Raw genomic sequence first — 23,728 nt, forward strand, 5'->3', positions numbered from 1 at the left:
GTCAACCCGGCGCACCCGTCAGACAGCAGCCGCTGCACAAGGAGCACCCATGGCACGTCTCTTCTCGTCCGAGTCCGTCACCGAGGGACACCCCGACAAGATCTGCGACCAGATCAGCGATGCGATCCTGGACGAGATGCTGCGGCAGGACCCGGACGCGCGGGTGGCCGTGGAGACCATGGTCACCACCGGGCTGGTGCATGTGGCCGGCGAGGTGCGCACCTCGGGGTACGTGGACATCCCGCGGGTGGTGCGCGACACCATCATCAAGATCGGCTACGACAGCTCCGAGAAGGGCTTCGACGGACGCACCTGCGGCGTCGAGGTGAGCATCGGCGACCAGAGCGTCGACATCGCCGCCGGCGTGGACGACTCCTTCGAGGCCCGGGAGGGCGCCTCGGAGAAGTACGACCGGCAGGGCGCCGGTGACCAGGGGCTGATGTTCGGGTACGCCAGCGACGACACCCCCGAGCTGCTGCCGCTGCCCATCTCGTTGGCCCACCGGCTGAGCAAGCGCCTGGCCCAGGTGCGGCAGGACGGCACGCTGGACTACCTGCGCCCCGACGGCAAGACCCAGGTGACCGTCGAGTACGACGGTGACCGCCCGGCGCGGCTCGACACCATCGTGCTCTCCACGCAGCACGCCCCGGGGGTGCCGCTGGAGGCGCTGCTCACCCCCGACCTGCGGGAGCACGTCATCGGGCCGGTGCTGGAGAACCTCGCCGAGTCGGGTGTGGAGCTCGACACGAGCAGCACCCGCCAGCTCATCAACCCGACGGGCATCTTCACCATCGGTGGGCCCATGGGCGATGCCGGGCTCACCGGGCGCAAGATCATCGTGGACACCTACGGCGGCATGGCCCGCCACGGCGGTGGCGCCTTCTCCGGCAAGGACCCGTCGAAGGTGGACCGCTCCGCCGCCTACGCGATGCGGTGGGTGGCCAAGAACGTGGTGGCCGCGGGGCTGGCCGCGCGCTGCGAGATCCAGGTGGCCTACGCCATCGGTGCCGCGCGCCCGGTCGGCCTCTACGTGGAGACCTTCGGCACCCACACCGTGCCGGTGGAGCGCATCGAGCACGCCATCGACGAGGTCTTCGACCTGCGCCCGGCGGCCATCGTGGACGCGCTGGGCCTCAAGCGCCCGATCTACCTGCCCACCTCGGCCTACGGGCACTTCGGCCGGACCACCGCCAGCGGCGTGGCCCGCGCCTTCCCGTGGGAGCGCACCGACCGGGTGGAGGCGCTGCAGCGCCTGGCGCACGCCTGAGCGGCGCCGTGGAGGAGGGCCTGCTCCCGGTCCCCGGCCTGGCCGTGCAGCGCACGGCCCCGCCGGGGGTGGGGGAGCTGGCCGCCTCGCACCCGGTGGCCCGGGTGCTGGTCTCCGGCGGCCTGCCGCACCTGGACCGGCCGTTCGACTACGTGGTGCCGGCCGACCTCGACGACGACGCGGTGCCCGGCGCGCGAGTGACCGTCACCCTGGCCGGGCGGACCGAGGACGGGTGGATCACCGAGCGCCTGACCGCCAGCGACCACCCCGGCCAGCTCTCGCCCCTGCGCTCGGTGGTCTCGCCGCTGCCCGTGCTCACGCCCGCCCTGCACGCCACCTGTGCGGCCGTCGCGGCCCACTACGGCGGCACCGTGGCCGACGTGGTGCGCCTGGCCGTCCCGGCGCGCCACGCCACCGAGGAGAGGGCCGCCCTCGCCCTGGGGGAGCCGGGGCCCGCCGAGCGGCCCGTCGCCCCGACCCCGGGACCGGTGTGGACCGGCGTGCCGGCCGCCGGGGCGCTGCTGGCCCGCATCGCGGCAGGGGAGCACCCGGCCGCCGCCTGGGTGGCCACGCCCGACGGGGGCGACCCCGCGCGCCACTGGGCGCACGGGCTGCTCGACCTCGCGGTGGCCGCGGCGGCCTCCGGGCGGGGCGCCCTCCTGCTGGTGCCCGACGACGCCGACGTGCAGACCGTGCTCGACCTCGCCGGCACCCGCTCCGAGGCCGTGCTGGGAGGGCTGGTGGGGCTCACCGCCTCGCAGGGTCCGCGGGCGCGCTACGCCGCTTGGGTGCGGGTGCTGCTGGGGCACGCCCGCCTGGTGGTGGGTACGCGGTCGGCGGCCTTCGCCCCGGTGGCCGACCTCGGGGTGGTGGCCTGGTGGGACGACGGTGACGGGTCCTGGTCCGAGCCGCGCACGCCCCGCCCGCACGTGCGGGAGGTGGCCGCCGCGCGCGCCCGCATCGAGGGCGCCGCGCTGGTCTCGGCCGGGCCCACGCGCACCGCCCGCGTGCAGTCCTGGGTGGAGTCCGGGCGGATGGCCGACCTCGCGCCGGCTGCGGGGACCGCCCGGGCCGCGGCGCGGGTCCACGTGGCCGGCGAGGGGGTGGACCAGGAGCGCGACGCCGCGGCCCGGCGGGCGCGGATCCCCTCGGTGGCCTGGCAGGCCGCCCAGCGTGCCCTGCAGCACGGGCCGGTGCTCGTGCAGGTGCCACGCACCGGGTGGTCGGGGGCGGTCCGCTGCCGGGAGTGCGGCACCGCGGCCGCCTGCCACCTGTGCCCCGGGCACCTGGTGCAGCCGGGCGCGGGGCAGCCACCGCAGTGCGGCACCTGCGGCGAGGCGCCCCGTCACTGGGCCTGCACCCGGTGCGGGGGCCAGCGGTGGCGTCCTGCCGCGCCGGGCACGGAGCGCACCGCCCACGAGCTGGGCCGCGCCTTCCCCGGGGTGCGGGTGGTGACGAGCACCGCCGCCTCCCGCGTGGCCACGGTGGGGCCCGAGCCGGCGCTGGTCATCGCCACGCCGGGCGTGGAGCCCCGCCCCGAGGCCGGGTGGGCGGCGGCCCTGGTGCTGGACGGTGCGGTGACCCTGGAGCTGCCGGTGGCCGATGCCGAGGCGCAGGCCCTGCGGCGGTGGGTCTCCGGCACGGCCTCGGTGCGCCCGGACGGGCCCGGCATCGTGCTGTGCGGCGTGCCCGCCCACGCCGGCATCGACGCCGTGGAGGCCATGGTGCGGCGCGACCCGGTCTGGTACGCCCGCCGCCTGCTGGCCGAACGGACCCAGGCGCACCTGCCGCCCGCGGTCTCGCTGGTGCACCTGGTGGGGCACCGGCGGGACGTCGAGGGGTCCCTGCAGGAGTTCACCGCCGCTCTGGACGCCGCCGAGGTGGTGGGGCCGGTGCCGGTGGGTGCCGCGGCCCTGCCCAGCCGGTGGGACGACCTCGACCCCGAGCAGGCCGCCCAGGCCTGGGTGCGCGTGCCGTGGGCGCACCACGCCGAGCTGGCCCGCACGGCCCACGACCTGCGCGCCCACCGGTCCGCGCGCCGCGCCACGGGACAGCTGGTGATGACCGTCGACCCGGAGGACTGGGTGGCTCCGTAGACTTGCTCCTCGTGCGCATCCTCTTCGCCGGAACCCCGGACGTCGCCCTGCCCGCCCTGGACCACCTCGTGGCCGCCGGCCGGGCAGCGGACGGACCCGACCGACCCGAGGTGGTGGGGGTGCTGACCCGGCCCGACGCCCGCGTGGGGCGCGGCCGCAAGGTGCGCCCCAGCCCAGTCAAGGAGCGGGCCACCGAGCTCGGCCTGCCGGTGCTGGAGAGCGACCGGCCGTGGGAGGACGACACCCTGGCGGCCCTGCGCGAGCTGGCGCCGGACGTGGCCGGGGTGGTGGCCTACGGCGCGCTGCTCCCGGCATCGGTGCTGCAGGTGCCCGCGCACGGCTGGGTGAACCTGCACTTCAGCCTGCTGCCCGCCTGGCGGGGGGCGGCGCCGGTGCAGCGCGCGCTCATGGCCGGGGACGAGATCACCGGGGCCACCACCTTCGTGCTCGACGAGGGCATGGACACCGGCCCCGTGCTGGGCACGCTCACCGAGGCCGTGCGCCCCACCGACACCGCCGGCGACCTGCTGGACCGTCTGGCCCACGCCGGGGCGCCGCTGCTCACGCAGAGCCTCCTGGGCCTCGTGGACGGCTCGCTGCAGCCGATCGCCCAGCCGGCCGAGGGGGTCTCGCGTGCGCCCAAGCTGACCGTGGCGGAGGCGGAGCTCGACTTCGCGCTCCCGGCGTTCGCCGTGGCGCGGACCGTGGCCGGGTGCTCCCCGGCGCCGGGGGCGTGGACGACCTTCCGGGGCAACCGCCTCAAGGTGCTGCGTGCCGCAGCCGGCCCGGCCGTGACCGACCTGGCGCCCGGCCGCATCACCGTGCGCGAGGGGGCGGTGCTGGTCGGCACCGCGGCCGGCGCGCTGCGCCTCGTCAGCGTGCAACCGTCGGGCAAGCAGGAGATGGATGCCGACGCCTGGGCACGCGGTGCCCGTTTCGACGATGAGGAGGTCCTCGGTGGCTGAGCAGGAGAACACCCGGTCCCGGGGCGGGCCCCGCCGGGACGACCGCCGGGGCGAGCGGCGAGGTGGCCCGCAGGGCCAGCGCCGCGAGGGCGGCCCCCGCGGCGAGCACGGGCGCAGCGCCCACGCCCCCCGGCAGCGCTCCCGCAAGGCCGACGCCCCGCGCACCGCCGCCTGGCACCTGCTGGGGGGCGTCGACGAGGGGGCCTACGCCAACCTCGAGCTGCCCCACGTGATGCGCCGCTTCCGCCTCTCGGGCCGCGACGCCGCGTTCGCCACCGAGCTGGCCTTCGGCACGGTGCGCAGGCAGGGCTTCTACGACCTGGTCATCGCCAGGGCCACGGGCCGCGAGGTCGAGGGCCTGGACCCCGAGTTGCTGCGCACCCTGCGGCTGGGCGCCCACCAGGCCCTCTCGATGCGGGTGCCTCCCCACGCGGCGGCCGACCAGACCGTGGCCCTGGCCCGGTGGGTCAACGGCTCCGGCCCGGCCCGCCTGGTGAACGCTGCCATGCACCGCATGACCGAGAAGGACGCCGAGGCGTGGATGGACGAGGTCACCGAGGGCCTGTCCGGTCCCGACCTGCTCGCCGCCCGCCACTCCCACCCCACGTGGATGGTGCGTGCCCTCATGGCCGGCCTGCTCGACCGCGGCCGCCCCGCCGAGGAGGTGGAGGCGCTGCTGGAGAGCCACAACACCCCGGCGCTGGTCTCCCTGGTGGCCCGACCCGGCTGGGTGGAGGTCGACGAGCTCCTCGAGCAGCCCACGGTGGAGGACGGCCGCTGGGCGCCCACCGCGGTGACCCTCACCGAGGGCGCTCCCGGCGGGATCCGTGCCGTGGAGGAGGGCCGCGCCGGTGTGCAGGACGAGGGCTCCCAGCTCGCCGCCCTCGCGCTGGCCGGCGCCCCCACCCTCGGTGAGGACACCGGCGCCTGGCTCGACCTGTGCGCCGGCCCCGGCGGCAAGGCTGCCCTGCTGGCCACCACCGCGCACCGCCGTGGTGCACGCCTCGTGGCCAACGAGGTGCACCAGCACCGCGCCGATCTCGTGGAGCGTGCCCTGCACCCGGTGAACGTGCCCGAGGCCGACCAGCCCGAGGTGGAGGTGGTGGTCGGCGACGGCGCCGAGTACGCCACCGCCCACCGGGACGCCTTCGACCGTGTCCTGGTGGACGTGCCGTGCACCGGGCTGGGGGCGCTGCGCCGCCGCCCGGAGGCCCGGTGGCGCCGCCAACCGGCCGACCTGGCCCAGCTGGCCCCCACGCAGCGTGCGCTCCTCGGCGGAGCCCTCGACGCGGTGCGCCCCGGCGGCGTGGTGGCCTACGTGACCTGCTCGCCCCACCCGGCCGAGACTTCGGTGGTGGTGGACGACGTGGTGGCCCGCAGGGGCGACGTGGAGCTGCTGGAGGTGGCGCCCGTGCTGCGCGAGGTGGCCCCCGCCCTGGCGGACGCCGAGCTCGAGATGGCGGCCGGCGCCAAGGGTGCCCGTGCCACCTCGGTGCAGCTGTGGCCGCACGTCCACGGCACCGACGCCATGTACATCGCCCTGCTGCGCCGCACCCCGGAGGCCTCATGACCCGCCCCCTGCACGTCCACCCCAGCATCCTGGCCAGCGACTTCACGCGGCTGGGGGCCGAGCTGCAGCGCATCGTGAGCGCCGACGCCGCCCACGTGGACGTCATGGACAACCACTTCGTGCCCAACCTCACCATCGGCCTGCCGGTGGTGGAGGCCCTGCAGAAGGTGACCCCGGTGCCGCTGGACCTGCACCTCATGATCGAGGAGGTGGACCAGTGGGGACCGCGCTACGCCGAGACCGGCGCGCACTCGGTGACCTTCCACGTGGAGGCCAGCCGCGACCCCCGCCAGCTGGCGCGCGACCTGCGCTCGGCCGGCTCCCGCGCCGCGATGGCGCTCAAGCCGGGCACCCCCTTCGCGGACTACGCCGACCTGCTGCCCGAGCTGGACATGGTGCTGGTGATGACCGTGGAGCCCGGCTTCGGCGGGCAGTCGTTCATGCACGACCAGCTCGAGGTGGTGCGCGAGGTGCGCCGGGCGGTGGGGGAGTCCGGGCTCGACCTGGCGATCCAGGTGGACGGCGGCGTGGACGTCGACACCGTGGTCGACGCCGCCGCGGCCGGGGCCGACGTGTTCGTGGCCGGGTCGGCCGTGTTCCGCGGTGACGACGTGGCCGGCGCCATCGCCGACCTGCGGGTGGGTGCCCTGCGAGGGGCGCGCAGCCAGGGCGACGGCGAGCCGGGGAGCGGCCGATGAGCCGCCGGTCCGCGCCCGACGCCGCGCCCACCCCGGACGCCCTGCGCCCCTTCGTGCCCCGGCGCGGCCGGTGGGTGGCCATGGGCTCGGCGGTGGTACTCGTGGTGATGTTCACCGCCATCGCCGTGCTCGCGCCCGGGTTCACCCCGGTGGACCGCACGATGACCGTGCTGGCCGGCCTGGGCATCGCGGCCTTCCTGTGGCGCTACGCGATGATCCGCGCGGTGCCGGACCGGCAGGGCATGACCGTGCGCAACCTCTTCACCACGCAGCGCGTCGAGTGGTCCGAGGTGCGCGGTGTGGTCTTCACCCCCGGCGACCCGTGGGTGCGCCTGCAGCGCACCGGTGGGCAGGAGGACCTCGCCGTCATGGCCGTGCAGGCCGCTGACGGGGAGGCCGTCTCGCAGGCCGAGGCGAGCCGCCTGGCCGGCATCGTCCAGGCGCTGCGCGGCTGAGGCGCGGAGGCCCGCGCTGCGGACGGAGCGGCTCAGTCCTCGTCGCGGGCGGCGTGGCGGTCCCGGTAGCGGGAGGGCACGCGGACCCGTGCCTCGCCGTAGGACAGCCCGGTGACCATGTACATGTCCACGATGATGGAGCGCACCTGGGCGCGGATCACCTCGGCGCTCAGCGAGGGGTCGTCGGCCTGGTGGTTGCTCAGCTCGGCGAGCTCGCCGAGTTCGAGGCGCACCGACCCCATCGAGTCCGGGTCGTCCAGGGCGTCGACGAGCAGGGCGGCCACGTCGGCGGCCTCGGCCACGAGCTCCACGTAGGCGTGCGGGACGGGTTCCCCCTCGAGGATGGCCACGTCGGCGCGGCGTACCAGCACGCGGGCGTTGCGCACCAGCCGGTCCAGTGCCGTGACCTGCCGGTCCATGCCGCGCAGGTCGCGGCGACGGCGCCACTGCCAGGGCACGGTGTGGGCGATGGCCGAGCCCTCCTCCACCTGACTGCGCATCTCGCTGATGAGCCGGTCGGTGTAGCGGGCGTCGCGCAACGCCTCGCCGACGATCTTCTCGTCGCGCTCGCTCAGGCCGTGCGCGGTGCGGTCGAGCAGGCGGGAGACCTCCCGGGTGAGGCGGCGCGCCACGCGGCGCGGCTTGTGCAGCGGCGACATCGGGTTGAGGGCCGCGATGGCCACGGCCACCAGCCCGCCGATGACGGCGTCGACCCAGCGGGAGAACGCCCCACCGGGCAGCACGGTGGCCGTGGCCACCACCACGCCCTGCACGCCGGCCTGGATGGTGAGCAGGCTGCCGGCTCCCCAGACCGAGGCGGCCACCATCGCGAGCATGGCGATGAGGGCGGTCTGCCACGCCCCCGCGCCCAGGAAGTGGAGGATGAGCTCGCCGGTGAAGATGCCGGTGGCGGCGCCGGCGGTGATCTCCAGGGCCCGGGTGATGCGCTGCCCGAAGTTCATGCCCAGGCAGACCACGGCCACCACGCCGGCGAAGATCGGGGCCTCGTGACCGAACACGTGGTGGGCCACCCACCACGCGATGCCGGCACCCGCCGAGGCCTGGAGGATGGGCAGTATCCGCTCCTGGAGGTGGTCACGGCGGCGACGGGCGGCGGAGGCCGACCAGCGCCGGGCACGTTCGAAGGCCCGGAGCTGCCGGGCGGCCTCGCCCTGCACCCTGATGCTGCCGGTGGTCGTCCGCCGGACCGGCGTTCCGCTCACGCCCTGCTCCTCTCCTCGTCGACGCCTGACCGCTCCACGAGCTGGTCGTGGTGCGGGGGGTGGGCGGCCAGCAGCCGGTCCTCGGCCCGGGCCCAGCCGTGCCACCATGGTGGGGTGCCGGGCGCGGTGCTGGTGGCGTCCTCGCGCCGTGCCACCGCGGTGCGCCGCAGATCGGCGGGGGCCTGCAGCCAGACCACGTGGTCGTAGGCCCCACGGGCCGGTGGGGCCGAGCAGCCCACACCCTCCACCACCACAACACCGGTGGGCGGCAGATCCATCCGGCCCAGGGCGGTGTACCGCTCGACCGCCCAGTCCCAGCGGGGCCAGGTCACCGCGGTGGCGCCCTCCCGCAGGGGGCGCAGCACGTGCCAGTCGAGCAGCGCGGGGGCCGCCGTGAGCCCCTCCCAGCCGGGGTAGAGCTCCTCCACGGCCACCAGCCCCACGTGGTCGGTGGGCACGCCCAACCGCTCGGCGGCGTGGGCGCGGAGGTGGGCCGCGTAGGTGGTCTTGCCGGAGCCGGAGCGTCCGTCGACGGCCACGAGCACCGGACGCCCCCGACCCACCCGGTGCGCCACGGCCGCCCAGGTCTCCCGGACGGCCGCGGCGGTCACCGGGTCGGCACCCACCTCAGAGGGCCCGCCGGTGGGCGCGCAGGGCCGCCACGTCGGCCGGGTCGCCCTCGAGGGTCACGCGGGCGGCGTCCTCGCGGCCGAAGGAGAAGAGCAGCAGCTCCACCGGCTCCCCGGTCACCACCACGGTGTTCCGCCCCGCCGGGGGACGGCGCACGGCGGCCCGCCCGGTGCCGGGGGCCACGAGCACCACGCCCACCGGCGCCTTGCGGTGGGTCAGGCGCGCGGCCCGGGAGACCGCGGCCCAGGCGGCCTGCTGGAGATCGGCGTCCTCCCGGGGCTCCCAGCCCGGGGTGGCGCGGCGCGCGTCCTCGTGGTGCACCACGTACTCGGCGATGTTGATGGCCGGTCCCACGCCGGGCAGGGCGAAGGGCATCCACGGTGCGGGCCCACGGGAGAAGGTGGCCAGCAGGGTTCCCCAGTCCCGGGCGGCGAACTCGTCCTGCACCGCGGCGGTGTGGGAGCGGGCCGGGCCGGGCAGCCCGATGCCGGGCAGCACGTCGGGACGGCGCTCTCGCACCACCATGTGGGCGAGCATGTCGCGGGTGGTCCACCCCTCGCAGAGCGTGGGGGCGTCGGGGCCCAGCGAGCGCAGCGTGGCCACGAGGGCGGCACGCTCGCGCTCCACCAGGGCGGCGGTGCTCGGGCGGGTGTCGGAGGACGGGTTCGCGGACGCGGTGGGAGCCATGCGGCCATCCTGTCACCGCCGACCGACAACCTGCTGGACGGTGCCCGGGCGCCGGCTGGGAGGGCTCCCGCAGGAGGTCGTCGGTGCTGCGTGAGAGTGTGAGGTCCACGTCACCCACCTGTCCACGGAGGTCCCTCGTGCGCGTCGCCACCGGCCGGTCGTCCACCGACCTGCTCACGGAGCAGGTCTCCGGCGTGGAGGCCCTCGCGGTGGTGTGGCGCGGCATCCGCCGGGAGCCCGGCTGGTTCACCCTGGCCGTGCTCGGCTCCGTGGTCTGGGCGGGGTCCATCGTCGGGGTTTCCCGCGCCGTCGGCTGGGCGGTGGAGCACGTCGTCGAGCCGGCCGCCGGGCAGGGTTCGGTCACCTGGCGGGCGGCCCTCACCGGCTTCGCCGTCGTCCTGGGCGCCTACCTCCTCCAGGCGGCCTCGATGCTGGTGCGGCGCCTCTCGGCGGGCCTCGTGACCTTCCGGCTGGGTGCCACCTACCGGCGGCTCGTCACGGACGCCTACCTGCGCCTGCCGCTCTCGTGGCACCGGCGGCACCCGGGCGGGCAGCTGCTGAGCAACGCCAACGCCGACGTCGACACCACCTGGCGCATCTTCATGCCCCTGCCCATGTTCGTCGGAGTGCTCTTCCTGCTGGTCTTCGCGGGGGTCTCGATGTACCTGGTGGACCCCCTGCTGGCCGCGGTGGGGGCCGTCGTCTTCCCCGTGCTGGCGGCGCTGAACATCTGGTACCAGCGGGTGATGTCGCCCCGGGCGCAGACCACCCAGGAGCTGCGCGGCGAGGTCTCGCGGGTGGCGCACGAGAGCTTCGAGGCCGGGCTGCTCGTGAAGTCGATGGGGCGGGAGGACGCCGAGGCCGGGCGCTTCGGTGCCAGCGCCACCGACCTGCGCGACGCGGCGGTCTCCATGGGCCGGGTCCGTGGCCTGTTCGACCCCCTCATCGAGGCCCTGCCGCAGGTGGGCACCCTGGCCGTGCTCGTGGTGGGCACCTGGCGGGCGTCCCACGGGCACGTGAGCACCGGCGAGGTGGTGCAGGTGGCCTATCTGTTCACCATGATGGCCATGCCGGTGCGGGCCCTGGGCTGGACGCTCTCGGAGGCCCCGGCATCGGCGGTGGGCTGGCGACGGGTGCAGGCCGTGCTCACGGCCCCGACCGGTCCGGCGGCCGGGACCCGCCGGCTGCCGGGGACGGGCGGGCTCGCGGTGCGCGTGCGCGGACTCGTCCACGCCCACGAGGACGCCTCGGACGACCCGGCGCTGCGGGGCGTGGACCTCGACCTGCCGGCGGGCTCCACGGTGGCGCTCGTGGGGGCCACCGGGGCGGGGAAGTCGACGCTCGCCTCGGCGGCGCTCGGACTCGTGCGGCCGACCGCGGGCACCATCGAGTACGACGGGGTGCCGCTGGAGGAGGTGGCGCCCGAGGCCCTCGTGGGGGCGGCCTCCCTGGTGGAGCAGACGGCCTTCCTCTTCGACGACACGGTCCGCTTCAACGTGGCCCTGGGCGCCGACCTCGGCGACGAGGAGCTCTGGGCCGCCCTGGAGCTCGCACAGGCGGCCGACTTCGTGCGCGCCCTGCCCGACGGGCTCGACCAGCAGGTGGGGGAGCGGGGCGGCTCGCTCTCCGGCGGTCAGCGCCAGCGCATCGCCCTGGCCCGCGCCGTGGTCCGCCGCCCGCGGTTCCTCGTCCTCGACGACGCCACGAGCGCCCTCGACCCGGCGGTGGAGCAGGCCGTGCTCTCCCGGCTGCGGGAGGCCCGGGCGGGCATGACGGTGCTCGTGGTGGCCTACCGCATGGCCACCATTGCGCTGGCGGACACGGTCGCCTACCTCGAGGACGGCCGGGTGGTGGCCACCGGCTCTCACGCCGAGCTCATGGCCAGCCAGCCCGGCTACGCCCGCGTGGTGGGGGCCTACGCCGTCGACCACGCCCAGCGGCAGGAGCAGGACGGGGGCCGGGCATGAGCACGCGGACGCAGGAACCTCTCGAGCAGGGCCGTGGGTCGCGGATCGGTGTCTCCGAGGCGGGGACGCTCGCCACGGTCCGACGTGGCCTCGCGCTCTCCCCGGAGCTCACGCGCGGGTTCGGGCTCACGCTCTTCCTCGCGGGGCTGGCCACCCTCGGACGCCTCGCGGTGCCCGTGGCCGTGCAGCAGGGCACCGACCACGGGCTGCTCGCCGAGGGCGGCCCCGACGTCCGGTACACCCTGCTCATGGCCGGCGCCACGGCCCTGGTGGTGGTGCTGCTCTCGGCGGCCACCTACGCCGTCAACGTGCGGCTGTTCACGGCGGCCGAGAGCGGGCTGGCCACCTTGCGCACCCGCGCCTTCCGCCACATCCACGACCTCTCGGTGCTCACCCAGAGCACGGAGCGGCGCGGTGCGTTGGTCTCCCGTGTGACCAGTGACGTCGACACCATCAGCCAGTTCGTGCAGTTCGGCGGCATCATGCTCATCCTGTCCGTGGGGCAGGTGCTGGCCGTGACCGTGCTCATGGTGCTCTACAGCCCGTGGCTCGCCCTGACCGTGTGGCTGACCTTCCTCCCGATGCTGCTGGGCATCCGCCGCCTGCAGCCGTTCGTGGGACGCGGGTACACCCGGGTGCGCGAGCGGGTCGGCACCATGCTGGGCGCCATCACCGAGTCGATCGCCGGCGCCTCCACCATCCGGGCCTACGGCATCCAGCAGGTCACGCGGGAGCGCACCACCGAGGCCGTGCTCGCCCACCGGGCCGCGGCCGTCCGGGCCCAGACCCGCACCGTGACCGTCTTCACCCTGGGCATGCTCTCCTCCGGCGTCGCGGTGGCCGCGGTGGTGGGCGTGGGCGCCCTGCTCGTGGGGCGCGGCTGGATCAGCCTCGGCGAGATGGTGGCCTTCGTCTTCCTGGTGCAGCTGTTCACCGCCCCGGTCAACCAGGCCACGGAGATCCTCAACGAGCTGCAGAACGCCGTGGCCTGCTGGCGGCGCGTCATCGGCATCATCGACACCCCGGCCGACGTGGCCGACCCCGCGGACGGCGTCGAGAGCCACCGCGGCCCGGCCACCGTGACCTTCGAGGGGGTGTCCTTCGCCTACCCCCGCAGCGGGCGGGTGCTCCACGAGGTCGACCTGGCCTTCGAGGCCGGGCGGCGGCACGCCATCGTGGGGGAGACGGGGTCGGGCAAGACGACCGTGGCCAAGCTCATGACCCGGCTGCAGGACCCGGCCGAGGGCGCGGTGCGCCTCGACGGCGTGGACCTGCGGCAGATCACCTTCGCCTCGCTGCGGCGGCGCATCGTGCTCGTGCCCCAGGAGGGCTTCCTCTTCGACACCACGCTCGCGGAGAACCTGCGCTTCGCCGCGCCAGAGGCCACCGACGCCGAGCTGCTGGCGGCGGCCGACGAGCTGGACCTGCGGGACTGGGTGGACACCCTGCCGGCGGGCCTGGGGACCCCCGTGGGGCAGGCCGGGGAGTCGCTCTCGGCGGGGGAGCGTCAGCTCGTCGCCCTGCTGCGGGCCCGGCTGGCCGACCCGGACCTGCTCGTGCTCGACGAGTCGACCTCCGCGGTCGACCCCGGCACGGAGGTGCGCGTGCAGCGGGCGCTCGAGCAGCTCACGCAGGGGCGCACGTCCGTGGCCATCGCGCACCGTCTGTCGACCGCCGAGAACGCCGACGTGGTGGTCGTGATGGACTCGGGCCACGTCGAGGCGGTGGGGCACCACCGCGAGGTGCTCGCCGCGAGCCCGACCTACCAACGCCTGCACGCCTCCTGGGCGGCGCAGCGAGAGGACGTGAGATGACCAAGTCCCGTGTCGTGCTGACCGGCCTGGCCCTGTGCGGCCTGCTGGGCGTGCTGCTGACGACCACCTGGGTGTCCGGGACGCCCAGCGGGGGTCTCGGGGGCGGTGCTCCGGTGGAGCTCACGGGCTCCGAGGCCAGCAGCCTGGTGCGCCCCGCTCTGTTCACCGCCGTGGCGGGCCTGCTCGTCGCCGCCTTCCTGGGGCCGGTGGCGCGCCGGGTGGCCGGGGTGGTGGTGACGCTCTCGGGGCTGGCCGTGGCCTGGGCGGCCGCCGCCCTGCTGCTGGACCCCGAGGGGCCGGTCACCGCCCGCGCGGCCGAGGACTGGGGCCTGGCCGGCAGCGCCTCGGTGCACGCCGATGCGACCGCCTCCTGGGCGCCCTGGGTGGCGGCCCTGCTCGGCGTCCTGCTCGCCCTGGTGGGCGTGGCCGTCCTGGTGGCCCGCTGGCAGGGACTCGGCGCCCGGTACGAGCGCCGGGGGCAGGCGACCCGGACGGAGGAGCCCCTGTGGGACAGCCTCAGCCGCGGCGAGGACCCGACCTGAGATACTGACCCGAGCGCAACCCGCACGTCCCGAGAGGAACACCCATGACCCAGGCCCCGCACGCCCCGCAGCACCCCACCCGTCTGCCCGAGCCGCCGGAGGTCCACGAGGACCACGGCCACAGCACCGCGGCGTGGACCGGCACGATCCTCATGATCGTGGGCTCCGTCGTCATCGCGCTGGGCATCGTGCTGCCGAACGACGTGATGACCTACGCCGGTGTGGCCCTCACCGTCGTCGGTGCGCTCGCCTGGCCGATCATGGCCAAGATGGGGTTCGGCAGCAAGCACGGCCAGTGAGCGGCACGGTGCTGGACGCCATCGTCGACGGCGTCCGCGAGGACGTCGCCGCACGAGAGCGTGCAGTGCCCCTGAACGCCCTGGGCGAGGCCGCGGTGGCCCCGCCCCGCCCCGTCCTGGAGGCTCTCCGCACGCCGGGCGCCTCGCTCATCGCGGAGATCAAGCGCCGCAGCCCGAGCAAGGGCGACCTGGCGCCGATCGGGGAGCCTGCCGACCTGGCCCGCACCTACGCCGGCGTCGGGGCCGCGGCCATCTCCGTGCTCACCGAGGAGCGCCGCTTCGGCGGGTCCCTGCAGGACCTCGTGGCCGTCCGCGCCGCGGTGGACACGCCGCTGCTGCGCAAGGACTTCCTCGTCGGGGAGTACCAGGTCCGTGAGGCCCGCGCCGCCGGGGCCGACCTCGTGCTGCTCATCGTGGCCGCCCTGGACCAGCCCCTCCTGGCCGACCTGCTGGCCCTGACGCACGAGCTCGGCATGGAGGCCCTCGTGGAGGTGCACGACGAGGAGGAGCTCGAGTGCGCCGTCACGGTGGGCAGCCGCATCATCGGCGTGAACACTCGCAACCTGAAGACCCTCGAGGTGGACCCTGCCACCCCCGCCCGCCTCGTGCCGCAGGTGCCCGGTGGCGTGGTGGCCGTGAGCGAGTCCGGCATCCGCACCCCGCAGGACGTGCGCACCGCCGTGTCCGCCGGTGCCCGCGCCGTGCTCGTGGGCGAGGCGCTGGTCACCGCCGCCGACCCGGCCGCGGCCGCCGCGGGGCTCGTCGCGGCGGGTGCCGCCCCGGCCGACCCCACCCCCTCCGACCGGATGGGAGGAACCAGCCGATGACGGACCTCTTCAGCCCGCAGTTCGGCGAGTTCGGCGGCGCCTACGTGCCCGAGGCGCTCACCGCGGCCCTCACCGAGCTCGACGCCGAGTTCGAGCACGCTCTGGCCGACCCGGAGTTCGTGGCCCAGCTGCACGGCCTGCACGCCACCTACACCGGCCGCCCGAGCCCGCTCACCGAGGCCCGCCGCCTGTCCGCCCACGTGGGGGGCGCGCGGATCTTCCTCAAGCGCGAGGACCTCAACCACACCGGCTCGCACAAGATCAACAATGTGCTCGGCCAGGTGCTGCTCGCCGAGCGGATGGGCAAGACGCGCGTCATCGCCGAGACCGGCGCCGGCCAGCACGGCGTGGCCACCGCCACGGCCGCGGCCCTCCTCGGCCTGGAGTGCGTGGTCTACATGGGTGCCGTGGACACCCGCCGCCAGGCCCTCAACGTCGCCCGCATGCAGCTGCTGGGCGCCGAGGTGGTGGCCGTCGAGCACGGCTCGGCCACGCTCAAGGACGCCATCAACGAGGCCATGCGCGACTGGGTCGCCAGCGTGGACACCACCCACTACGTGCTGGGCACCGTCACCGGCCCGCACCCCTTCCCGACGATGGTGCGCCGCTTCCACGAGGTGATCGGCGCCGAGGCCCGCGAGCAGGTCCTCGCTGCGGTCGGGCGCCTGCCGGACGTGGCCGTCGCCTGCGTGGGCGGCGGCTCCAACGCCATCGGCCTGTTCTCCGGTTTCCTCGACGACACCGAGGTGGAGCTCGTCGGCTGCGAGGCCGGCGGCGACGGGGTGGACACCGGCCGGCACGCGGCGCGCTTCGCCACGGGCCGCCCCGGCGTGCTCCATGGCGCCGCCACCTACGTGCTCCAGGACGAGGGTGGCCAGACCCTGGAGACCCACTCGGTGAGCGCCGGTCTGGACTACCCGAGTGTCGGCCCGGAGCACAGCCACCTGCACACCACCGGGCGCGCCCGGTACGTGGCCGTGACCGACACCGAGGCGATGGACGCCTTCCGGCTGCTGTGCCGCACCGAGGGGATCATCCCCGCCATCGAGTCCGCGCACGCCGTGGCCGGGGCGGTCGAGGAGGCGCGCCGCCTGGGCCCCGAGGGCGTGGTGCTGGTGAACCTCTCCGGGCGCGGCGACAAGGACGTGGACACCGCGGCCCGCTGGTTCGGGCTCGTGGACGCCGACGGCGAGGCCCACCCCGAGGGCGACGAGGACACCGACGAGAACCCTGCACAGGGGGTCGAGGCATGAGCAACCTGCTGGACGAGCGCTTCGCCGCCTGCCGCGAGGCGGGCCGGGCGGCCTTGGTGGTCTACCTGCCGGTGGGCTTCCCCGACGTGGAGACCTCCCGGGCCGCGATGGTGGCCGCCGTGGAGGCCGGCGCCGACGTCATCGAGATCGGCATCCCGTACACCGACCCGGTCATGGACGGCCCCGTCATCCAGGACGCCGCCGACCGCGCCCTCGAGCAGGGGGCCAGCGTGGACGATGCCCTGGAGTGCGCCCGCGCCGTCGTGGACGCCGGGGGCGTGCCGGTGGTCATGAGCTACTGGAACCCGCTGCTGGCCCGGGGCGTGGAGCGCCTCGCCGGCGAGCTGGCCGGGGCCGGGGTGGCAGGTGTGATCCTGCCGGACCTGCCGCCCGAGGCCGCCGGTGCCTGGCACGCCGCGGCCGCGGAGCACGGCCTGGCCACCACCCACCTCGTGGCGCCGAGCACCACCCCGGAGCGGGCGGCCACCATCACGGCGGCGTGCAGCGGCTTCGTCTACGCCGCGAGCACCATGGGCGTCACCGGCGCCCGGGCCACGGTCTCCCACGCCGCCGAGCAGGTGGTGGAGCGGATCCGTGCCGTGAGCGACCTGCCCATCGGGCTGGGTCTGGGCGTGTCGTCCGGCGAGCAGGCCCGTGAGGTCGCGCGCTACGCCGATGGCGTGATCGTCGGGTCGGCGGTCGTTGCCGCGCTCGGGGCCGACAGCGGCCTGGACGGCAACGCGGCGCGCGAGGCGGACCCCGCCGCTCCGGACACCGCCTCCGTGGGAGCATCGGCTCCCAGCGGGCAGTCAGGTTCCGTTCCTACCTTCCCCCGCATGACGGCGCTGGTGCGTGAGTTGGCCGGCGCCCTGGACCACTGATCAGGAGAACTCGCATGCCCGTGGACACCTCGCCCCGCCCCAGCAGCGCCCACCGACCGAAGAACTCCTCCGGCGGGGGCGTGAGCAAGGCGCTCATCGCCCTCATCGCCGCCCTGCTCGTCGCCGCCCTCGTGGTGGTGGGCATCTGGGCCTTCGGCAAGAAGGACGACAAGCCCTCCTCCGACGAGAGCAGCACCTCCACCTCGTCGGGCGATGGGTCGGCCGCCCCGGCCAAGACGCCCAAGGGAATGAAGGCCGACAAGACCGGTGTGGTCGTGGGTAAGGCAGGCCGCCCGGAACTCGCCATCTTCGAGGACTTCCAGTGCCCCGGGTGCAAGGGCTTCGAGGACATGCTCGGTGAGGGCATCAGCCAGCGCGTCGACGAGGGCAAGCTCCAGGTGACCTACCACCCGAAGACCTTCCTCGACAACAACTTCCCCGGTGAGCACTCCACCCGCGCCGCGTCGGCCGCGTACTGCGCGCAGGACGCCGGCAAGTTCCGCGAGTACCACAACACGGTGTTCAAGAACCAGCCCGAGAAGGAGGGCGACGGCTGGACCGACGACGACCTCAAGCGCTTCGGCAAGGACGCCGGCATCGAGGGCGACGCGCTGAAGACCTTCGAGAAGTGCGTGGACGACAAGACCTACGCCGACTACGCCCTGAAGTCCGAGCAGTACTCCAACGAGCTCGGTGTGACCGGCACCCCGACCGTCTACCTCAACGGTGAGCTGATCGACCTGCAGCAGCTCAAGAGCAAGGAGGAGTTCTTCTCCAAGATCGACGAGGCCGGCGCCCCCAAGAAGTCCGACGCCTCGGCCACGAAGTGACCCTCCCGGCATCCATCCCCAGCCCCACCCAGTCGGTGTGGTGGCTGGGGCCCCTCCCGGTCCGCGCCTACGCCCTGTGCATCCTGCTGGGCGTGGGCGCGGCCCTGTGGTTGACCACCCGTCGCTGGGTGGCCCGGGGCGGTGAGGCCGACGACGTGCTCGATGTGGCCATGTGGGCGCTGCCCCTGGGGCTCGTCGGCGGGCGGCTGTACCACGTCATCACCTCGCCGGAGGCGTACTTCGGCGAGGGGGGCGAGCCGCTCAAGGCCTTCGCCGTCTGGGAGGGCGGCCTGGGCATCTGGGGCGCCGTGGCCCTGGGTGCCGTGGGGGCGTGGCTGTGCTGCCGCCGCCGCGGCTGGTCGTTCGGCTCCTTCGCTGATGCCGTGGTGCCCGGGCTGCTCGTGGCGCAGGCGTTGGGCCGGTTCGGCAACTGGTTCAACAACGAGCTCTACGGCGGCCCCACCGACCTGCCGTGGGGTCTCACCATCCACGCCTGGGACCAGTCCGCCGGCCGGGCCCGGGTGGACGCCGCGGGCGACCCGGTGGTGCTGGGAACCTTCCACCCGACCTTCCTCTACGAGGCGCTGTGGTGCCTGGCGATGGCGGGGCTCGTGCTGTGGCTCGACCGCATCCGCTCCTTCGCCGCCGGGCAGGTGGCCGGGCTGTACCTGATGCTCTACACGCTGGGGCGCTTCTTCATCGAGATGATGCGCACCGACGAGGCCAACACCTTCCTGGGTCAGCGCGTGAACGTGTGGGTCTCCGCGGCGGTGTTCGCCCTCGGCGCGTTCCTCTACTGGCGGGCCGGGCGCTCCGGCGAGCCGAGCCGCGCACGCGTGTGACCCAGGGGGCCCGTCCACGACAGGATGGGCCCCATGCGTCGCGCCAAGATCGTCTGCACCCTGGGCCCCGCCACCTGCACCGAGCCGGTCCTGCGCCGGCTCGTGGAGGCCGGCATGGACACCGCCCGTCTCAACATGTCGCACGGCGACCACGCCGAGATGGCCGGGTGGATCGCCACGCTGCGGCGCCTGGAGGCCGAGTCCGGCCGGGCCCTGGCAGTGCTCGTGGACCTGCAGGGGCCCAAGATCCGCACCGGCACCTTTGCCGACGGGCCGGTGGAGCTCACCGCCGGCCAGACCTTCACGCTGACCACCCGTGAGGTCGAGGGCACGGCCGAGGAGGTCTCCACCACCTACGCGGGCCTGCCCGGCGACGTGGAGCCCGGCGACATCCTGCTGCTGGCCGACGGGGCGCTCCAGCTGCGGGCCACCGAGGTCACGGACACCGACGTGGTGACCACGGTGGAGGTGGGCGGCGAGCTGGGCGACCACAAGGGCATCAACCTGCCGGGGGTGGCCGTCAGCGTGCCGGCACTGGGGGAGAAGGACGCCGCGGACCTGCGGTGGGCGCTCGACCAGGAGGTCGACCTCGTGGCGCTGTCGTTCGTCCGGTCGCCGCAGGACGTGCAGGACGTGCACGCGGTGATGGACGAGGTGGGCCGCCGCCTGCCGGTGGTGGCCAAGATCGAGAAGCCGCAGGCCCTGGAGCGCCTCGAGGAGGTGGTGGAGGCGTTCGACGGCATCATGGTGGCCCGCGGCGACCTGGGTGTGGAGATGCCGCTGGAGGACGTGCCGGTGGCCCAGAAGCGGATGGTGGACCTCGCCCGTCGCCGCGCCAAGCCCGTCATCGTGGCCACGCAGGTGCTGGAGTCGATGGTGCACAACCCCCGGCCGACGCGCGCGGAGGCCTCGGACTGCGCCAACGCGGTGCTGGACGGCGCGGATGCCGTGATGCTCTCGGCGGAGACCTCGGTGGGCGAGCACCCGGTGGAGGCGGTGGAGGTGATGACGCGCATCATCGCCAGCACCGAGGAGCACGGCCTGCAGCGGATGCGGGTCCTGGCGCAGGTGCCGGACACGGTCACCGGGGCGGTCACCTCGGCGGCGGTGCAGGTGGGCCACCAGGTGGGGGCGGCGGGCTTCGTCGCGTTCACCACCACCGGGTCGTCGGCCCGGCGCCTGGCCCGCACGCGTCCGGCGGAGCCGCTGTGGGCCTTCACGCCCGACCCGGCGGTGCGGCGCCGGCTGGCGCTCACCTGGGGCGTGCGGCCGGTGCTCGTGCCGCAGGTCGGCGGCGTCGAGGAGATGGTGGAGCAGGTGGACGCCGCCCTGGCCGGGCAGGAGGGGCTGACCGCGGGGGACCTCGTGGTGGTGGTGACCGGGACCCCCATCGGTGTGCCGGGGAGCGTGAACACCCTGCGCGTCCACCGTCTCGGCGGGGAGGGCTGAGCGCACCGGTGCGCGGGGGGCCGGAGCGGCCGGGGCTCCGCCGTTACACTGGCCCGCGCCGCGCGCCGGTGTGGTGGAACGGCAGACACGGAGCACTCAAAATGCTCTGCCCGCAAGGGCGTGCGGGTTCGAATCCCGCCGCCGGCACCCGACGAGACGCCCGCCCGACCAGATGGTCGTGGCGGGCGTCCGTGTGCACGGATCGCTCAGCCCTTGGGCGCGCTGAGCAGCGAGCAGGTGAGACGGCTGGTGCACACCCGCTTGCCGGCGTCGTCGGTGATGACGATGTCGTAGCTGGCCGTCGTGCGACCGCGGTGCAGCGGGGTGGCCACGGCGTGCACGTGCCCGGTGCGCCCGGCACGGTGGTGGGTGGCGCTGATGTCCACGCCGACGGCGGCGCGCTGCGGCCCGGCGTGGAGGGCGGCCGCGATGGAGCCGACGGTCTCGGCGAGCACCACGCTCGCCCCGCCGTGCAGCAGACCGTACGGCTGCGTGTTGCCCTCCACCGGCATCGAGGCCTCCACGCGGTCGGCATCGGCGTGCGTGATCTCGATGCCCATCTTCTGCGCCAGCGCGCCGGGGCCGAGGGAGAAGACGCGCGAGAGCTCCTCGGCCACGGCGTTCGGGGTCTGGGACTGCGGGGTGCTGTCGGTCACGGGGCCTCCTGGGCCGGTGGGTGTCGGTGCAGGGGCTTAGGCTGCCACGCGTGACTCGCCTGCTGCTGCTCGACGGACACTCGCTCGCCTACCGCGCCTTCTTCGCCCTGCCCGCGGAGAACTTCTCCACGGCCACCGGGCAGCACACCAACGCGGTGTACGGGTTCACCTCCATGCTCATCAACGTGCTGCGTGACGAGCAGCCCACCCACGTGGCAGTGGCCTTCGACCTCTCCCGGCAGACCTTCCGCACGCAGGAGTACGCCGAGTACAAGGCCGGCCGCGCCAAGACGCCCGACGAGTTCGCCGGGCAGGTCTCGCTGGTTCAGGAGGTGCTCGACGCGATGGGGATCGCGCACGTGGGCGTGGAGGGCTTCGAGGCCGACGACGTCATCGCCACGCTGGCCACGCAGGCCGGCCAGCAGGGCATGGAGGTGCTCATCTGCTCGGGCGACCGCGACGCGCTGCAGCTGGTGGACGATCGCACCACCGTGCTCTACCCGCGCAAGGGCGTCTCGGACCTGGCCCGCATGACCCCCGAGGCCGTGGAGGAGAAGTACGGGGTGCGCCCCGAGCGCTACCAGGACCTCGCCGCGATGGTGGGGGAGTCGGCCGACAACCTGCCCGGCGTTCCCGGCGTGGGGCCCAAGACCGCGGCCAAGTGGCTGGGCCTGCACGGCGACCTCGGCGGCATCGTGGACGCCGCGGACACCATCAAGGGCAAGGCGGGGCAGTCCTTCCGCGACCACCTGGACCAGGTGCTGCGCAACCGCCGCCTCAACCAGCTGGTGCGCGACGTGGAGCTGCCGCTGGCCCTCGACGACACCGCGTGGGACACCTTCGACCGCGAGAAGGTGCACGAGGTGTTCGACGCCCTGGAGTTCCGGGTGCTGCGCGACCGGATGTTCGAGTACCTCGGGCAGGAGGGCGCCGAGACGGCCGACGCCCTGGAGGTGGAGGCTGAGCTGGTGGCCCCCGGCGCGCTGGCGGACTGGATCGCGGCGCACGGGACCGGCCTGGTGGGGCTGGAGATGGTCTTCCCCGCCCCACCGTCGGTGGCCGGGCGGCACCGCACCGAGCCCACCGGCATCGCGCTGGCGGCCGGCGAGGGCGACGACGCGGTCACCGGGTGGTTCGACCTGGCCGGCCGGACCCCTGCCGACGAGGAGGCGCTGCAGGGCCTGTTCACCGCCGGGGCGGAGCGCCTGGCCGTGCATGACCTCAAGCGCGTGGTGCACGGGGCGCGGGTCATCGGGCTGCAGCTGGACGCCGTGGCCGTGGACACCGCCCTGAGCGCCTACCTGGTGCGCCCCGACCAGCGCTCCTACGACCTCGCGGACCTGTGCCTGCGCCACCTCCAGCGCGAGCTGCCGGCCGTGGAGGAGGACGGCGGCGCCGAGGCGCTGTTCGACGCCAGCGAGGTGGACGGCTCCACCGACGGCCTCACCACCGCCGCCCGCACCGCGGCGATCCGCGCGGTGGCCGTGCGCGAGCTGGCCCCGGTGCTCGCCCAGGAGGTCGAGGCCGTGGGTGCCGCCGGGCTGGCCCGTGACCTGGAGATCCCGCTGGCCCGGCACCTGGTGACCATGGAGGCCACCGGCATCGCGGTGGACAGCGACCAGCTGGCGGCGCTGGAGGAGGACTTCGCCGAGCAGGTGGCCGCCGCCCAGGCCGACGCGCACGCCGCCATCGAGGACGACTCGGTGAACCTCGGCTCGCCCAAGCAGTTGCAGGAGGTGCTCTTCGAACGCCTGGGGCTGCCCAAGACCAAGAAGACCAAGACCGGGTGGACCACGGACGCCGACGCGCTGGTGTGGCTCAGCGCCCAGGCCGAGGAGGGCTCGGCCGCCGAGGCCTTCCTGTCCGCGCTGCTGCGCCACCGGGACGTGACGCGCCTGCGTTCCACCGTGCAGGGCCTGCAGAAGTCCGTGGACGAGGACGGCCGCATCCACACCACCTACCAGCAGACCATCGCGGCCACCGGGCGCCTGAGCAGCGTGGACCCCAACCTGCAGAACATCCCCATCCGCACCGAGGCCGGGCGCCGCATCCGCGAGGTGTTCGTGGTGGGCGAGGGCTACGAGCAGCTCATGAGCGCCGACTACAGCCAGGTGGAGATGCGCATCATGGCGCACCTCTCCGGCGACGCGGGTCTCATCCAGGCCTTCAACGAGGGCGAGGACCTGCACGACTTCGTCGGCGCGCGCGTGTTCGGCGTGCCCGCCGACGATGTGACCCCCGAGATGCGCGCCAAGGTCAAGGCGATGTCCTACGGCCTGGCCTACGGGCTCAGCGCCTTCGGCCTGTCCAAGCAGCTCGGCATCAGCACGCCCGAGGCCACCGCGCTCATGGACGAGTACTTCGCCCGCTTCGGCGGCGTGCGCGACTACCTGCGCGAGGTGGTGGACGAGGCCCGCAAGGTCGGTTACACCCAGACGATGCTGGGCCGCCGTCGTCCGCTGCCGGACCTGGCCAGCACCAACCGGCAGCGCCGGGAGATGGCCGAGCGGATGGCGCTCAACGCCCCCATCCAGGGCTCGGCTGCCGACCTCATGAAGCTGGCCATGCTCCGGGTGGAGGACCGTCTGGCCGCCGAGGGCCTGCGCTCGAGGGTGTTGCTGCAGGTGCACGACGAGCTGGTGCTCGAGGTCGCGCCCGGCGAGGTCGAGGCCACCGAGCAGCTGGTCCGCGAGGCGATGGGCTCGGCCGTGGAGCTCGACGTGCCGCTGGACGTGAGCATCGGCACCGGGCGCAGTTGGCACGACGCCGCGCACTGA

Annotated in this window: 21 protein-coding genes and 1 tRNA gene; 18 read left to right on the forward strand and 4 right to left on the reverse strand. The window is 74.8% G+C overall.

Features of this window, described 5'->3' with window-relative positions:
* The first annotated feature begins 49 nt into the window (after positions 1-49).
* From metK to ACFFHC_RS09325, 6 genes are read left to right on the forward strand one after another with little or no spacing between them, the layout of a single operon-like run.
* Positions 50-1,267: a methionine adenosyltransferase gene (metK, locus tag ACFFHC_RS09300; RefSeq protein WP_101849733.1), complete on the forward strand. Its 1,218-nt coding sequence runs from the start codon at positions 50-52 to the stop codon at positions 1,265-1,267.
* A gap of 8 nt (positions 1,268-1,275) precedes the next feature.
* Positions 1,276-3,363: a primosomal protein N' family DNA-binding protein gene (locus ACFFHC_RS09305; protein ID WP_379804878.1), complete on the forward strand. Its 2,088-nt coding sequence runs from the start codon at positions 1,276-1,278 to the stop codon at positions 3,361-3,363.
* Positions 3,364-3,374: 11 nt separating this feature from the next.
* Positions 3,375-4,328 carry a methionyl-tRNA formyltransferase gene (gene fmt, locus ACFFHC_RS09310; protein WP_070704785.1) on the forward strand — a complete coding sequence of 318 codons (954 nt, stop codon included), beginning with the start codon at positions 3,375-3,377 and terminating at the stop codon, positions 4,326-4,328.
* Positions 4,321-5,898, forward strand: a complete 1,578-nt coding sequence (locus ACFFHC_RS09315) for an RsmB/NOP family class I SAM-dependent RNA methyltransferase (protein WP_379804883.1) — start codon at positions 4,321-4,323, stop codon at positions 5,896-5,898. The genes fmt and ACFFHC_RS09315 overlap by 8 nt, the downstream gene beginning before the upstream one ends.
* Entirely contained in the window at positions 5,895-6,596 is a 702-nt protein-coding gene (rpe, locus tag ACFFHC_RS09320) for a ribulose-phosphate 3-epimerase (RefSeq protein ID WP_379804886.1), read from the forward strand. The genes ACFFHC_RS09315 and rpe overlap by 4 nt, the downstream gene beginning before the upstream one ends.
* Positions 6,593-7,051: a PH domain-containing protein gene (locus ACFFHC_RS09325; RefSeq protein WP_141494099.1), complete on the forward strand. Its 459-nt coding sequence runs from the start codon at positions 6,593-6,595 to the stop codon at positions 7,049-7,051. Before rpe ends, ACFFHC_RS09325 begins: the two co-directional genes overlap by 4 nt.
* A 32-nt stretch (positions 7,052-7,083) precedes the next feature.
* On the opposite strand, the gene ACFFHC_RS09330 is transcribed toward ACFFHC_RS09325, so the two are convergent.
* From ACFFHC_RS09330 to ACFFHC_RS09340, 3 genes are read right to left on the reverse strand one after another with little or no spacing between them, the layout of a single operon-like run.
* Positions 7,084-8,274, reverse strand: a complete 1,191-nt coding sequence (locus tag ACFFHC_RS09330; protein ID WP_070705705.1) for an FUSC family protein — start codon at positions 8,272-8,274, stop codon at positions 7,084-7,086.
* Positions 8,271-8,885: a nucleoside/nucleotide kinase family protein gene (locus tag ACFFHC_RS09335; RefSeq protein WP_083323676.1), complete on the reverse strand. Its 615-nt coding sequence runs from the start codon at positions 8,883-8,885 to the stop codon at positions 8,271-8,273. Before ACFFHC_RS09335 ends, ACFFHC_RS09330 begins: the two co-directional genes overlap by 4 nt.
* A 16-nt stretch (positions 8,886-8,901) precedes the next feature.
* Positions 8,902-9,591: a TIGR03085 family metal-binding protein gene (locus ACFFHC_RS09340; RefSeq protein ID WP_101849738.1), complete on the reverse strand. Its 690-nt coding sequence runs from the start codon at positions 9,589-9,591 to the stop codon at positions 8,902-8,904.
* A 137-nt stretch (positions 9,592-9,728) separates the two neighbouring features.
* Here ACFFHC_RS09340 and ACFFHC_RS09345 point away from each other — a divergent pair, with 137 nt between their 5' ends.
* From ACFFHC_RS09345 to ACFFHC_RS09395, 11 genes are all read left to right on the forward strand, one after another.
* On the forward strand, positions 9,729-11,558 hold the full coding sequence (locus ACFFHC_RS09345) for an ABC transporter ATP-binding protein (RefSeq protein WP_379804893.1): 1,830 nt from the start codon (positions 9,729-9,731) through the stop codon (positions 11,556-11,558).
* The gene (locus tag ACFFHC_RS09350; protein ID WP_379804897.1) at positions 11,555-13,372 is read left to right on the forward strand and encodes an ABC transporter ATP-binding protein; all 1,818 of its coding nucleotides are present in this window, start codon (positions 11,555-11,557) and stop codon (positions 13,370-13,372) included. Before ACFFHC_RS09345 ends, ACFFHC_RS09350 begins: the two co-directional genes overlap by 4 nt.
* On the forward strand, positions 13,369-13,914 hold the full coding sequence (locus ACFFHC_RS09355; protein ID WP_070703731.1) for a Trp biosynthesis-associated membrane protein: 546 nt from the start codon (positions 13,369-13,371) through the stop codon (positions 13,912-13,914). The genes ACFFHC_RS09350 and ACFFHC_RS09355 overlap by 4 nt, the downstream gene beginning before the upstream one ends.
* A 44-nt stretch (positions 13,915-13,958) precedes the next feature.
* Positions 13,959-14,213, forward strand: a complete 255-nt coding sequence (locus ACFFHC_RS09360) for an HGxxPAAW family protein (RefSeq protein ID WP_070703729.1) — start codon at positions 13,959-13,961, stop codon at positions 14,211-14,213.
* Positions 14,210-15,040 (forward strand): indole-3-glycerol phosphate synthase TrpC, encoded by an 831-nt coding sequence (gene trpC, locus ACFFHC_RS09365; protein ID WP_379804903.1) that lies wholly within the window; start codon positions 14,210-14,212, stop codon positions 15,038-15,040. The genes ACFFHC_RS09360 and trpC overlap by 4 nt, the downstream gene beginning before the upstream one ends.
* On the forward strand, positions 15,037-16,293 hold the full coding sequence (gene trpB, locus ACFFHC_RS09370; protein WP_070705315.1) for a tryptophan synthase subunit beta: 1,257 nt from the start codon (positions 15,037-15,039) through the stop codon (positions 16,291-16,293). Before trpC ends, trpB begins: the two co-directional genes overlap by 4 nt.
* Positions 16,290-17,174: a tryptophan synthase subunit alpha gene (trpA, locus tag ACFFHC_RS09375; RefSeq protein ID WP_379804907.1), complete on the forward strand. Its 885-nt coding sequence runs from the start codon at positions 16,290-16,292 to the stop codon at positions 17,172-17,174. Before trpB ends, trpA begins: the two co-directional genes overlap by 4 nt.
* Positions 17,175-17,188: 14 nt before the next feature.
* Positions 17,189-18,004 carry a DsbA family protein gene (locus ACFFHC_RS09380; protein ID WP_070704815.1) on the forward strand — a complete coding sequence of 272 codons (816 nt, stop codon included), beginning with the start codon at positions 17,189-17,191 and terminating at the stop codon, positions 18,002-18,004.
* Positions 18,001-18,846: a prolipoprotein diacylglyceryl transferase gene (gene lgt / locus ACFFHC_RS09385; protein WP_070704812.1), complete on the forward strand. Its 846-nt coding sequence runs from the start codon at positions 18,001-18,003 to the stop codon at positions 18,844-18,846. Before ACFFHC_RS09380 ends, lgt begins: the two co-directional genes overlap by 4 nt.
* A 33-nt stretch (positions 18,847-18,879) precedes the next feature.
* A complete protein-coding gene (gene pyk, locus ACFFHC_RS09390) occupies positions 18,880-20,295 on the forward strand; it encodes a pyruvate kinase (RefSeq protein WP_379804912.1) in 1,416 nt (471 codons plus the stop codon).
* Positions 20,296-20,359: 64 nt separating this feature from the next.
* Positions 20,360-20,442, forward strand: a tRNA-Leu gene (locus ACFFHC_RS09395).
* 59 nt (positions 20,443-20,501) lie between these two features.
* Here the strand turns inward: ACFFHC_RS09395 and ACFFHC_RS09400 are convergent.
* Complete coding sequence (locus ACFFHC_RS09400) at positions 20,502-20,951, reverse strand: PaaI family thioesterase (protein ID WP_379804916.1); 450 nt, start codon at positions 20,949-20,951, stop codon at positions 20,502-20,504.
* Between the two features lie 50 nt (positions 20,952-21,001).
* Here ACFFHC_RS09400 and polA point away from each other — a divergent pair, with 50 nt between their 5' ends.
* Positions 21,002-23,728, forward strand: coding sequence for a DNA polymerase I (gene polA, locus ACFFHC_RS09405; protein ID WP_379804919.1), 2,727 nt, complete (start codon positions 21,002-21,004; stop codon positions 23,726-23,728).

Origin of the sequence: Kytococcus schroeteri (assembly GCF_042433515.1) — a bacterium.
GTDB classification, from domain to species: Bacteria; Actinomycetota; Actinomycetes; order Actinomycetales; family Dermatophilaceae; genus Kytococcus; species Kytococcus schroeteri.

Coding starts and splice junctions, on each gene's coding strand:
- pyk (WP_379804912.1), top strand. CDS start 18,880: ATGCGTCGCGCCAAGATCGTCTGCACCCTGGGCCCCGCCACCTGCACC.
- trpA (WP_379804907.1), top strand. CDS start 16,290: ATGAGCAACCTGCTGGACGAGCGCTTCGCCGCCTGCCGCGAGGCGGGC.
- ACFFHC_RS09340 (WP_101849738.1), bottom strand. CDS start 9,591: ATGGCTCCCACCGCGTCCGCGAACCCGTCCTCCGACACCCGCCCGAGC.
- ACFFHC_RS09350 (WP_379804897.1), top strand. CDS start 11,555: ATGAGCACGCGGACGCAGGAACCTCTCGAGCAGGGCCGTGGGTCGCGG.
- ACFFHC_RS09355 (WP_070703731.1), top strand. CDS start 13,369: ATGACCAAGTCCCGTGTCGTGCTGACCGGCCTGGCCCTGTGCGGCCTG.
- metK (WP_101849733.1), top strand. CDS start 50: ATGGCACGTCTCTTCTCGTCCGAGTCCGTCACCGAGGGACACCCCGAC.
- ACFFHC_RS09360 (WP_070703729.1), top strand. CDS start 13,959: ATGACCCAGGCCCCGCACGCCCCGCAGCACCCCACCCGTCTGCCCGAG.
- ACFFHC_RS09325 (WP_141494099.1), top strand. CDS start 6,593: ATGAGCCGCCGGTCCGCGCCCGACGCCGCGCCCACCCCGGACGCCCTG.
- rpe (WP_379804886.1), top strand. CDS start 5,895: ATGACCCGCCCCCTGCACGTCCACCCCAGCATCCTGGCCAGCGACTTC.
- trpB (WP_070705315.1), top strand. CDS start 15,037: ATGACGGACCTCTTCAGCCCGCAGTTCGGCGAGTTCGGCGGCGCCTAC.
- ACFFHC_RS09380 (WP_070704815.1), top strand. CDS start 17,189: ATGCCCGTGGACACCTCGCCCCGCCCCAGCAGCGCCCACCGACCGAAG.